Below are 11,144 nucleotides of genomic sequence, written 5' to 3'. Positions count from 1 at the left end.
GCGCTCGATAACAACTGACACACCGTCAGAATGAGGCGTCGGCCACACGGACCGTCAGATCGGCCCATGTGGTGTCCGGTTTGGCGGACTTGGTCACCGATAGTCCCGCCGGGGTCCGGGTTTTATTCCCGGAGGCACTTGGAATCTGCCGAGCCCCTCTATTAACGTTCGATAACGCAGCGCGGTCGTCACCGCCGTCGCAAGGACGGCGCCGTGCTCTGTCGCCGAATCTGGCGCGTGCGATGAACAACTGCATGCGAAGGAACCGGGGAACCACCACCTGGGGTGAATCGGGTCGCTGGACGCCACCACTGACCAGCGCCTCCGTAGGAGACCTTCCTGCTCCGAACCCGTCAGCTAACCCGGTAGGCGAAGGAAGGAAAGGAGAGCGCCTCCGTGGCGTCGAACCGGTATGCCGCCCCGCAGGACACGTACGGCGACACGCTCGCCGCACCGCACCTCACCGGCTTTGACGGGTACGACAGGTACGCCGACGGCGGTACCGCCACCGCCACCGCTTCCGCTACGGCCCCCGCGCAGGCCGCCTTCGGCCCCGAACCGGCCGACGACGCCCCGCGTGTGGAGTGGAACCCCAGCGCTGACACCGTCCGCCCGGTCCGCGGCAGGCACCGGGTCGCCCGCCCGCGCGGCGGCACGATGGCCCGCAGCCGGGCCGTGCTCGGCGTCGGCGTGATGGCGGCTGTGGGCGCGGGCGGCATGGCCTCGGCGAACGAGAGCGGCGCCGGGGCCCTGCCCGGCATGGACGCCGCTTCCGCGAAGATCCGCTCCATACCCAGTCACCTTCCCCTGGTCGGCGGCCTGATGTCCGACGGGTCCGGCAGCGAGCAGACCACCACCGCCCAGGTGCTGGCGGCGGCCCCGCTGACGACGGCGGGCATGACCGAGGCGGATCTCGCCGCCGGGCAGTCCGACGCGGGCGAGGCGCTGCGCGCCCGCATCCTCCAGCAGGCCGACCAGCAGGTGTTCAGCGCCGAGTCGCGGGCCCGCGAGGCCGCCGTCACCCAGGCCCGGGAGGCCGCCATCCAGGAGGCGGCCGAGCAGGCCGAGCAGGAGCGCCGCGAGGAAGAGGAGCGCCGCCGCCGCGAGGAGGAGGAACGGCGCCGCCGCGAGGAGGAGGAGCGGCTCGCCCGGCTCCGCGCCAGCTACACGCTCCCGCTGTCCGACTACACCCTCTCCTCCAGCTTCGGCGCCAGCGGCTCGATGTGGTCCTCGACCCACACCGGGCAGGACTTCGCCGCCCCCACCGGCACGCCCGTGAAGAACGTGCACACCGGCACCGTCACCGAGGCGGCCTGGGCCGGGTCCTACGGCTACCGCATCATCGTGCAGCTGGAGGACGGCACCGAGCTGTGGTACTGCCACCTGTCCTCGATGAACGTCGTGGCCGGGCAGGAGGTCAGCACCGGTGACGTCATCGGCCAGGTCGGCTCCACCGGCAACTCCACTGGCCCGCACCTGCACCTGGAGGTCCTGCCGGGCGGCGGCTCCGCCGTGGACCCGCTGGCCTGGCTGCGGGACAAGGGCCTGAGCGTCTGATCCGCCGCGCGCTGGGTTCTCCGGGTTCTGCGCGTTCTCCGGGTTCTCCGGCGGCCGCGTCCGGCCCGGCCGCTGCCGCAAGCCACCGGCGGTCCTGGTGCTTTCCCCCGACACCAGGACCGCCGGTTCCCTCTTCCTGGCGCATAGACTGCCCGCCATGACGGATGCGGCGACCTCACGGACGGTGGGCAGTCTGCGGGTTTCCCCGCTGTGCCTGGGCGGGAACGTCTTCGGCTGGACGGCGGACGAGGCGGCCTCCTTCGCGGTCCTCGACGCCTTCGAGGCGGCCGGGGGCACGTTCGTCGACACCGCGGACGCCTACTCGGCCTGGGCCGAGGGCAACACGGGCGGCGAGTCGGAGACGATCATCGGCCGCTGGCTCAAGCGCGGCGGGCCCTCCCGCCGCGGCGAGATGGTCATCGCGACGAAGGCCGGGGCGCACCCGGACTACCGGGGGCTGTCGGCGGACACCATCAAGCGGGCCTGTGAGGCGTCGCTGCGCCGCCTGGACACCGACTACATCGACCTGTACTACACGCACGTCGACGACGAGTCGGTCGAGGTCTCCGAGATCATCGCGGCGCTGGACGAGCTGGTCGCCGAGGGCAAGGTCCGCGAGATCGGCGTCTCCAACATCTCGCCCGCCCGCCTCGCGGCGTCGCTGGAGTTCTCCGAGGCCGAGTCCAAGGCCCGGTACGTGGCGATCCAGCCGAAGTACCACCTGCTCTCCCGCGAGACCTACGAGGGGGAGCTGGCCGCGCTCGCCGCCCGCTACGGCCTGGCGGCCATGCCGTACTCGGCGCTGGCGTCCGGCTTCCTGACCGGCAAGTACCGGCCCGGCCAGCGGGTGGACAGCCCGCGCGCGGACCGGGCCAGCCAGTACCTGGAGACCGAGCGGGGGCAGCGCGTGCTCGCGGCGCTGGACGACGTGGCGTCGGCGCGGGGCGCCGAGATGGCGGCCGTGGCGCTGGCCTGGCTCGCCGCGCAGCCCACCGTTGCGGCGCCGATCGCCAGCGCCCGCACCCCGGAGCAGCTTCCGCCGCTGCTGGCCGCGGCCGGGCTCACGCTGACGGCCGAGGAACTGGCGCTGCTGACGGAGGCGTCCCAGCCCGCCGGCTGAAGCCGGGCGCTGCGGGCCGTCCGCGCCGGGGCCAGGGCCGTCCGGCGCTGGCCTACGCTGGCGGCATGACCGCCCTGTCCGCCCCCGCCGCCGACCAGCCCGACCTGTCGTTCCTGCTCGACCGCACCAGCCACGTGCTGCGCACGAAGGTGGCCGCGGCGCTGGCCGAGATCGGGATGACCGCGCGCATGCACTGCGTCCTGGTGCACGCGCTGGAGCAGGAGCGCACCCAGATGCAGCTCGCCCAGCTCGGCGACATGGACAAGACGACGATGGTGGCGACCGTGGACGCGCTGGAGCGGGCGGGGCTCGCCGAGCGGCGGCCGTCGTCGCGGGACCGGCGGGCGCGCGTCATCGTGGTCACCGAGAAGGGGGCGCGGACGGCGGCCCGGAGCCAGGAGATCGTGGACCGGGTGCACCGCGAGGCGCTGTCGGACCTCACGGACGGGGAGCGCGAGGTGCTGCTGCGGGCGCTGCGCCGCATGGCCGAGGGCCAGCTGGCCGTCCCCGCTGCTCCTCCGGCCCCGGTGCGCCGCGCCCGGCAGCGCACGGCCTAGCCCGTTCACCTCCCAAAAACGTCTGCAACAAAACTATCTGCTACGGTCTTACTTGCTCGTCCCTCCGGACGGGCCCGCCCCCTGCTGTCCGGCGACGATTCCCGGGAGACCGACATGACCGCCGCCCCATCCGCAGAGCCCGTCCCGCGCACGCTCACCGACGGCGAACTCTCCGCGGTGCTGTCCGCCCACCGCTTCGGCGTGCTCGCGGCAGTGCGCCGCACCGGCCACCCGCACCTGTCGACCGTCGTCTACCAGTGGGACCCGGCCGCCCGGCTGCTCCGCGTCTCCAGCACGGCCAGCCGCGTGAAGACCCGGCTGCTGCGCCGCGACCCGCACGCCGCCCTGCACGTGGCCGCCGCCGACCACATGACGTTCGCCGTCGCCGAGGGCCTCGCCGAGGTCTCCCCGCCCACGACCACGCCCGGCGACGCCACCGGGCGCGAACTCCTGCCGCTGCTCGGCCTGTCCGGCGACCCGGACGAGGAAGCCGCCGCCCTGGAGAAGCTGGTCGCGGAGGAACGCGTCGTGCTGCGCCTGCGCGTCGACCGGCTGTACGGCATGACCCTCTCGTAGCGTCGCGCAGCGCGCGCCAGCCCGGGGCATCACACGGCGCCCGCTCGCGGGCACCCGCCGCCACGCACGCGAGGCCGCGTGGTGAAGAATCTGGCCACGCGACTCGACGTGCGCCGTGGCGGAAGGAGACAGACCGTGCGGATACGAGCGGGCGACCACCGGGACTCCGGCATTCTGCTGGACCTGCTGGACGAGGCCGTGGCCTGGCTGGCGCGCCAGGGCCGCACCGGCCAGTGGGGCACGCGCCCCTGGTCCCAGCGGCCCGAGGCCGCCGCACGGATCCGCGGCATGGCCGAGCGCGAGGAACCGTGGATCGCCGAGGCCGACGGCGTCCCGGCGGGCGGCCTGGTGCTGTCCGGACAGCCCCCCGCCTACGTCGCGCCCGCCGGTGAGCCCGAGGTGTACGTCCAGCTGCTGGTCACCTCCCGGGCCCACGCCGGGCAGGGCATCGGCCGCGCCCTGCTGGACCACGCCCGCGACCGGGCCCGCGCCCGCGGCGTCGGCCTGCTGCGCGTCGACTGCTACCGGGGCGGGGACGGCAAGCTCGTCGACTACTACACCCGCGCCGGATTCACCCCCACCGAAGCCTTCGAGCACAACGGCTGGCCCGGCCAGGTGCTCGCGCAGCGCCTGTGACGCGGCCCGCCCGGCGCAGGCCGCTGACTTCGATGATCGCCATGCCTGCGAGCCTGCCGCGCCGGGGCGGGCCCGGGCATCGGCCAACGCGCTCGACATGCCCTCAGCCGATCAAGTTGATGCCGGGCTACGACTTCCCGCTCCCGGCGAGCCCGCCCCGCCACTACCGGTTTTCCGGTGGCAGCGGCCCGGTTAGCGTGGGCGGCATGTTCTTCCGACCACGCCCGCGCCGCGCCGCCCGCGTCGTCATCCTCGACCCGCAGGGCGCCGTCTTCCTGTTCCGCTACGACGCCGAGGGCGTCGGCGTGCACTGGACGACGCCCGGCGGCGGCCTTGAGGGCAGGGAGTCCCACCGCGAGGCGGCCGTGCGCGAACTGCGCGAGGAGACCGGCTGGACCGACCTCACGCCGGGCCCGCTGCTGCTGACGTGGGAGCACGACTACTTCCGGAACGGGAAACGGCGGCGCCAGCACGAGCACCTGTTCCTGGCGCACAGCCCGCGCCGCGACCCCGTGGGCGACCTGACCGCCGCGCACGCCGCCGACGGCATCCTCGCCTGGCGGTGGTGGTCCCCGGCCGACCTCCGCTCGCCCGCCGAGCCGGTCTGGCCGCCGCAGCTGCCCGCCCTGCTCGCCGACCCCCCGGACGAGCCGGTCCACCTGGGCCTGGTCCCGGTCGGCCCCCAGCTGTGACGGGAGCCGCACCGGGTTATGCGACAGGGGGTTTCAGCGTTCCGTGAGTCTGGTGAACCGCCCGGCCTTCGCGGCCCGCAGCAGCCCGCGTACTCGGGCGCGCCGTGCGAGGAGGACTGCGGTGGGGGCCTCACTCTCGCGGATGGCCACGTACTCCCTGGCGGCGGCGAGTTCGAGGCACTCGCCGTTGCCGTCGATGCTGCTGAAGCTTGACTTCTGCCAGGTGAGCCGAGTCATCGGCCTCCCCTTCACAGCTCGTACATCAGGTGCTGAATCAGCCCCAGAGAATCTCTCCGCAAAGGCATGCTACCCGTGACGTCGAGCCGGATCGGGGGAAGTGCGACCGCGCTGAGCTTGCTGAAGGCGTCCGAGAACTCCGCCAGGTTCGCTTGATCGGTGACGAACGGCGAGTTCGTGGGGTGCTCGACGTAGACCGTGCTGAGTTCCGGTACCTCGGCGTCGTAGCAGACGAACGGACAACCGGTGCGGACGGGATACGTCTCCGCCTTGAACGGCAGAATCTGGATCCGGACGTGCGGCAGACGAGCCATCTCGAGCAGGTGATCGATCTGTCGCCGCATCACCGCTCGGCCGACGAACTCCATGCGGAGCGCCGCCTCGTGGATCACCGCTTCGAATGTCGGTGGGCGAGGGCCGGTGAGGACACGCTGTCGGCGAAGTCGGAAGTCAACGAAGCGTTCGTGCGTCTCCGCTGGCGCGTCCGGATGCCCGACCTTGAAGAGCGCCCGCATGTAGTCGGCCGTCTGCAACATTCCCGGGACCTGCACCCATTGGAACGCCCGGTAGCGCACCGACATGCTCTCCAACTCGGCGAGATCGCGCGCTTGATCGTTGTGGGGCGGGTAGCGGTACTCCGACCACCATCCCCGGCCGTTCCCGTGGCTCATGGCGATCAACGCCTCGATCAGCCGTTCATTGTTGCAACCGTAGAGTTCGGCGAGGGCCCGGATCTTGTGCGCCGGGATGGCCGTTCGCCCGGCCTCGATGTGGTTGAGATGGGCGGGACTGAAGCCGGAGGCGGCGGCTGCCTTCGTCGCCGTCCACCCGCTCTGTTCTCGCAATCGACGCAGTTCAATGCCCAAACGTCGTTGCCGCTGGCTGGGTTTGACTCGTAGCCCCACGTAACCTCCCGTAGCTCCCGCACCAGTCTGGGTGCATCCGCGTCGACGTTCCAGGCCGCGTCACTCACAGGGATGAAGTTCTCTTCCCTGATTGCAGGCTTGCCGAAAAGACATTTATGTTGAACCCGTTCGGCCCGACGAAAGACCGAAGTGCACCCGCTGTCACGGCGATTGGGCAGTGGGCGAGCCACGGCAGAGGTCGAAACACAGTTCGCACTCCGACGAGAGGCCGCTCCTTTGAACCCTCTTCCTCGTCGTTACCGCTTCACCACCCCTAACGTCCCAGACACCGCCAAGATCGCGCGGGATCACGTGGCCCTGCTCCTTGCTCACACGCGGTGTCCCGTCGAGGCCGACACCGCTCGGTTGCTGGTCTCCGAGGTCGTCACGAACACGCATCAGCACACGAACTCGCCGATCGTCTCCGTTCTCACCACCATCTCTTCGACCGGTCTACGCGTCGCCGTGTACGACACCAGTGCCGTCCCGCTCCCCGCGGCGGACGATCCCGAGCCGCTGGCCGAGCATGGCAGAGGCGTGCTGCTGCTCCGTTCTCTCGCGACCCGCTGGGGATGGAACCTCAACGGCAGCGGCCACGGCCCCTTCGGCAAGACCGTGTGGTTCGAACTGGCGCCCCGCGATGAGGCATCCAAGTCACCGCCGTCAACTTGGAGTTGACACCATGGCCGCATGGCGGACAAGGAGATGGGCCTGCGCTACGTGCTGGCGCAGGTGGCGGTTACCTACGACAAAGAAGCGGGCACACACATCGGCGTCCCCGGACAAGACGTCCTGCGCTCCATAGCGCACTTGGACCTGCCCATACCAGCGGGCTTCATCGCCAAAGGGCGCGGGGGCCAGAGCGGCAAGGCCACGAACACGCCCTGGATCGGCGTGCACGACCCGGACATCAACGAAAACGCCAAAGAGGGCCTCTACCTGGCCTACATCTTCGCCGCGGATCTGCGCTCGGTCTGGCTCACGCTTCAGCAAGGCATCGAAGGGCTGTTGCGTCAGTACAAGAAAGGTAAGCGGCTGCGCGATGAGTTGCAGGATCGGGTTAATCGCCTGCGGAGCTTCCCTCCGCTGGAACACAAGCTCGACGGCTGGCTCGAGCCTGCCATGAGCCTCAACACCGACACGTGGCGTGCCGCCGCCTACGAGGCGGCGAGCGTCGCGGCGCGGCGATACGACACCGGCAATCTGCCCACGGAGGCTGACCTCCGCGCGGATCTGTGGCATGCCGCGGAACTCTTGCAAGAGGCTGCCCGCGCCGAGCGACTCCTGATCAGCCGCGGCGAGCCCAACCCTGGGCGACTGGTGGTGGAGTACCAAACCAAGCCAGAGCACCACATGGACGCGACCCCGAACGAGCACCTGGCGCGCTTCCAACCCAAGGACGACAGTGACTACCTCGCGCATATCGCGGCCCACACGCAGCGGAAGCAGCGCAGACACGAGCGGTTGATCCGGGAGTTCGGTGAGTACGCGCAAGAGCGCGGACTGGCGCCCAACACCAACGTGCACCCACGGGACCTGACGCTGGCTTTGCCCGACGCTGAGTGTCTGGTCGAGGCGAAGGTCGTGCGGAGCACGACAACCGCCGTGCGGGAAGCGGTCGGGCAACTCCTCGAGTACCGGCACTTCCTCTACAAGGACTGCCCGCCGCCGCGCCTGCTCGCGCTGTTCACCGACGACATCCAGGTCTACGTCCCATACCTGGAATCCCTTGGCATCGCGTCCGTATGGAAGACGCCGGACGGGTGGGCCGGTTCGCCATCGGCGTGTGCCTGGGGGCTAATCGACCCACCGCGCTGACCACTCGCCGTCGCCGGGCACGGGTAAGTCCGCTGCCCGTGCCCGGGCGATGACACGACTCACCCCACCCGGTCCGCCGACGGCGCCGTCTGCCCGTCCGCTGCCCCGTCCGCGCCCGGGGCCGGGGGCGTGGGGTAGCGGCGGGTGGTGAGGTACATCAGGAGCAGGGAGGTCACGCCCAGGGCGGCGGCGGTGAAGGTGACCCCGGGCCCGTCGTAGGCGGTGAGCGCGGCGCCGCCGAGGGCCCCGCCGAGGGCGATGCCCGTGTACAGGCCGCTGGTGTTGAGGGCGACGGCCTCCGTGCCCGCGTCGCCAGCGAGGCCGAGGATCCGGGCGTTCATCGGCGGGTTGAAGCCCCAGGCGCCGAAGCCCCACACGGCCAGCGCGGCGGCCACTGGCCAGACCGGGACGTCGCTGTCGGTGAGCACGCCCACCACCCCCAGCAGCGCGGTCACCGAGACGACCAGGCCGAACATCCCCAGCAGCGCCCGGTCCGGGCCCCAGCGGTCGGTCAGCCTGCCACCGGCGAACGTGCCGACCGCGCCGAAGACGCCGATCACCGCGATCGACAGGGCGAGCACGGGGCCGCCACGGCCGGTCAGGTCCTCGGTGACCGGGCCGAGGTACGTGAAGACCATCAGCCCGCAGCTGGCGCCGACGACGGTGCCCAGCACGCACGTCAGCACCGACGGGCGCGACAGGACGCGCAGTTGTGCGCGCACGCCGAGCGCGGGCGCGCCCGGCGCGTTCGGCAGCAGCGCGGCGCTGGCGAGGGTCACCGCGCAGCTGAACGCGCCCACGCCCACGAACGTCGCGCGCCACCCGAACGACGAGGCCAGCAGCGAGCCGAGCGGCACGCCGACGAACAGCGAGACCGTCAGCCCTGCCGCGACCACGCCGATCGCCCGGCCGACCCGCTCGGGCTCTGCCAGCCGCCCCGCCAGCCCGAACGCCGCCGGGGTCAGGACCGCCGCCAGCAGGGCGGCGGCGACGCGCGCCACCAGCAGCGCGCCGTAGCCGGGGGCCAGCGCGGTCAGCAGGTTGACGGCGGCGAACGCCGCCAGGCCGCCCACCAGCAGCGTCTTGCGCGGCAGCCGGGCCGTGGCCACCGCCAGCGGCGGCGCGGCGAGCGCGTACGTCACGGAGAAGGCGGTCACCAGCTGGCCAGCCGCCGCCTCGCTCACCGACAGGTCATCGGCGATCTCCGGCAGCACACCGGCGATCACGAAGTCGTCCGTTCCGACAGCAAATGTCGCGAGTAGAAGGCAAATGAGCCATGTGTGTGTCCGCAGCATGGCCCGGACGGTAGGACCCTGACGCTAGCGTCAAGGTCAAGCCGCGGACCCCTCCGGCGCCGCCAGCTCCCGCTCGACCTCGGCGCTGTGGCGGGCGAGCAGCTCCCGCTGGCGCAGCAGCCGTTCGATCCGCTCGTCGAGCCCTGCGAGTCGCCGCTGCACGGTGTGCAGCTCCGGCGCGCACCGGGGCGTCTCCTCCAGCGGCTTGTCCAGGCAGCCCCGCTCCAGGTGCTCCCGCACGTCCTCGGTGGTCAGCCCGACCGCCAGCATCCGCTTGATGTTGCGTGCCAGGACCAGGGCGTGGTCGTCGTAGACCCGGTAGCCGTTGGCGTCCCGTGACGGCGACAGCAGGCCCTGCTGTTCGTAGTAGCGCAGCGCTCTCGGGGAGACCCCCGCGCGCTCGGCCAGCTCTCCGATTCTCACTCCTCCCAGGCTACGCACGGGTGTACAGCAGCAGAACGCCTGCGGTGGCGATGGCCAAAGTCAGGCCGGAGGGGGAGAAGCCGCAGGTGCGCAGGGCGGCGTGGGTCGTCTCGTGCACCAGCCACCAGTCGCGGCCCGCCGGGCCGTGGTAGAGGCCGCCGTCCGTGCTCAGCAGCACCCGCTGGTGCGGCCACTGCGGGCTGACCACGTCGATCGTCCAGCCGTCCCGCGTCGTGGCGTGCAGCCCGCCGCCGTGGAGACCGGCGATGCGGACCTCCGTGCCCGCCAGCGGGCCCAGGCCGGGGCAGGTGAGGCTGGCGCCGGAGGGCTCGGCGACGTCCCGGTCCGGATCGCGGTCGCGGGCCAGGACGGCGCCCGTCACGCTGTCGAACACCCCGTGCCCGCCCTGGGAGACGGCCATGACCAGATCGTGCCCCGTGCCCGGGTCGGCCGCGAAGCCGATGCCCAGCAGGCCGCCGATCGGCCTGGCCACGCTGGGGCGCCACGGCGGCGGCGGAGGGCTCAGCGGAGCGGCGGAAAACCGTTCACGAAGCTGCTGTTCGTGCGCGGTGAACATGCTCACCGACGCTACGGTCCGGCCGCTCCCCGCGCCAGAGGTGAAACGGACGGACGGCTATCGTCCAAGACACGTCAGGAAGCGTTCACTCCGAGTGCGTCTACGGGTCACGTACTGACCTGTTGGGCGCGGAATGGTCGAGAACATGAGAAAGTCCTGGGCGGGACTGGCCAGGCTGCGGCCGGGCAGCGTGGCGCGGGCCGAAGATCTCCTCACCGCATGCGTCCGAGAGTGCGCCTCCTACACGGCCGGACTCACCAAGCCGCCAGGCCCCAAGCGCACGAAGCTCGTCACCGCCATCGCGGCCCTCGTCGTCGAGCACACCGCGAGCGAACCCTCCCAGGCCCGCACCTTCGAGGCGCTGCTGCGCGTCGGCGACGCCGCCGTGGCCGCCGAGGAGACCCGCCTGGCCCGACGCGTCGCCGACACCGCGATCGCCCTGCGCGCCAGGTCCCGCGGCGCCTGGCGGCTGCGCGGCCAGACCGCCGAGTCCGAGGGCCGCGACAAGGACGCCATCGACGCCTACGAGCGCTACCAGGCGCTCGCGGGCGGCCCCGGCAAGGGCATACCCGAGATACGCGAGCGCCTCAGCCTGCTGCGGGAGAAGTGGGCCGCCCTCGCCGAGGCCAGCCGCATCCTCCCCGAGGAGCGCCTCACCGAGCAGCTCGCCCACGACGTCCCCGCGATCCTCGCCCGCGCCGTCGAACGCCGCCTCGCCGCGGGCTCCGCCGCCGACCCCGACAGCCAGCGC

General features: G+C 71.9%; 13 protein-coding genes and 1 riboswitch. Of the genes, 8 read left to right on the top strand and 5 right to left on the bottom strand.

Going from position 1 to position 11,144, the window contains the following annotated elements:
- Window positions 1–212 precede the first annotated feature (212 nt).
- A riboswitch (cyclic di-AMP (ydaO/yuaA leader) is annotated at window positions 213–389 on the top strand.
- Window positions 390–396: 7 nt separating this feature from the next.
- The 6 genes from JK356_RS22300 to JK356_RS04180 all read left to right on the top strand — a co-directional run bounded on the left by JK356_RS22300 (window position 397) and on the right by JK356_RS04180 (window position 5,138).
- Window positions 397–1,557, top strand: coding sequence for a M23 family metallopeptidase (locus JK356_RS22300; protein ID WP_201866158.1), 1,161 nt, complete (start codon window positions 397–399; stop codon window positions 1,555–1,557).
- Between the two features lie 157 nt (window positions 1,558–1,714).
- Window positions 1,715–2,677: an aldo/keto reductase gene (locus JK356_RS04200; protein ID WP_201866157.1), complete on the top strand. Its 963-nt coding sequence runs from the start codon at window positions 1,715–1,717 to the stop codon at window positions 2,675–2,677.
- 65 nt (window positions 2,678–2,742) lie between these two features.
- Window positions 2,743–3,234, top strand: a complete 492-nt coding sequence (locus JK356_RS04195) for a MarR family winged helix-turn-helix transcriptional regulator (protein WP_201866156.1) — start codon at window positions 2,743–2,745, stop codon at window positions 3,232–3,234.
- A gap of 114 nt (window positions 3,235–3,348) precedes the next feature.
- The gene (locus JK356_RS04190) at window positions 3,349–3,810 is read left to right on the top strand and encodes a TIGR03618 family F420-dependent PPOX class oxidoreductase (protein ID WP_201866155.1); all 462 of its coding nucleotides are present in this window, start codon (window positions 3,349–3,351) and stop codon (window positions 3,808–3,810) included.
- A gap of 135 nt (window positions 3,811–3,945) precedes the next feature.
- Window positions 3,946–4,446 (top strand): GNAT family N-acetyltransferase, encoded by a 501-nt coding sequence (locus JK356_RS04185; protein ID WP_201866154.1) that lies wholly within the window; start codon window positions 3,946–3,948, stop codon window positions 4,444–4,446.
- Window positions 4,447–4,652: 206 nt separating this feature from the next.
- On the top strand, window positions 4,653–5,138 hold the full coding sequence (locus tag JK356_RS04180; protein ID WP_236670754.1) for an NUDIX hydrolase: 486 nt from the start codon (window positions 4,653–4,655) through the stop codon (window positions 5,136–5,138).
- Between the two features lie 33 nt (window positions 5,139–5,171).
- Here the strand turns inward: JK356_RS04180 and JK356_RS04175 are convergent, their stop codons facing one another.
- Together JK356_RS04175 and JK356_RS04170 are read right to left on the bottom strand one after the other, a co-directional pair.
- A complete protein-coding gene (locus tag JK356_RS04175) occupies window positions 5,172–5,375 on the bottom strand; it encodes a DUF397 domain-containing protein (protein ID WP_201866152.1) in 204 nt (67 codons plus the stop codon).
- Between the two features lie 11 nt (window positions 5,376–5,386).
- A complete protein-coding gene (locus JK356_RS04170) occupies window positions 5,387–6,280 on the bottom strand; it encodes a helix-turn-helix transcriptional regulator (protein ID WP_201866151.1) in 894 nt (297 codons plus the stop codon).
- A gap of 150 nt (window positions 6,281–6,430) precedes the next feature.
- Between JK356_RS04170 and JK356_RS04165 the strand changes: the two genes are divergently transcribed.
- Together JK356_RS04165 and JK356_RS04160 are read left to right on the top strand one after the other, a co-directional pair.
- Window positions 6,431–6,958, top strand: coding sequence for an ATP-binding protein (locus JK356_RS04165; protein WP_374100604.1), 528 nt, complete (start codon window positions 6,431–6,433; stop codon window positions 6,956–6,958).
- A gap of 12 nt (window positions 6,959–6,970) precedes the next feature.
- On the top strand, window positions 6,971–8,098 hold the full coding sequence (locus tag JK356_RS04160; protein ID WP_201866149.1) for an MrcB family domain-containing protein: 1,128 nt from the start codon (window positions 6,971–6,973) through the stop codon (window positions 8,096–8,098).
- Window positions 8,099–8,157: 59 nt separating this feature from the next.
- Here the strand turns inward: JK356_RS04160 and JK356_RS04155 are convergent, their stop codons facing one another.
- The 3 genes from JK356_RS04155 to JK356_RS04145 are packed head-to-tail and all read right to left on the bottom strand — an operon-like array spanning window position 8,158 to window position 10,309.
- Complete coding sequence (locus tag JK356_RS04155; RefSeq protein WP_201866148.1) at window positions 8,158–9,393, bottom strand: MFS transporter; 1,236 nt, start codon at window positions 9,391–9,393, stop codon at window positions 8,158–8,160.
- Between the two features lie 36 nt (window positions 9,394–9,429).
- On the bottom strand, window positions 9,430–9,816 hold the full coding sequence (locus JK356_RS04150) for a MerR family transcriptional regulator (RefSeq protein ID WP_201866147.1): 387 nt from the start codon (window positions 9,814–9,816) through the stop codon (window positions 9,430–9,432).
- Window positions 9,817–9,826: 10 nt separating this feature from the next.
- Complete coding sequence (locus JK356_RS04145) at window positions 9,827–10,309, bottom strand: hypothetical protein (RefSeq protein WP_307815395.1); 483 nt, start codon at window positions 10,307–10,309, stop codon at window positions 9,827–9,829.
- Between the last annotated feature and the right edge of the window lie 835 nt (window positions 10,310–11,144).

Origin of the sequence: Streptomyces sp. 7-21 (genome assembly GCF_016741785.1) — a bacterium.
Taxonomy (GTDB): domain Bacteria; phylum Actinomycetota; class Actinomycetes; order Streptomycetales; family Streptomycetaceae; genus Streptomyces.
Note: the sequence above shows the minus strand (reverse complement) of the source record. Positions and strands in the feature narration are given on the sequence as shown.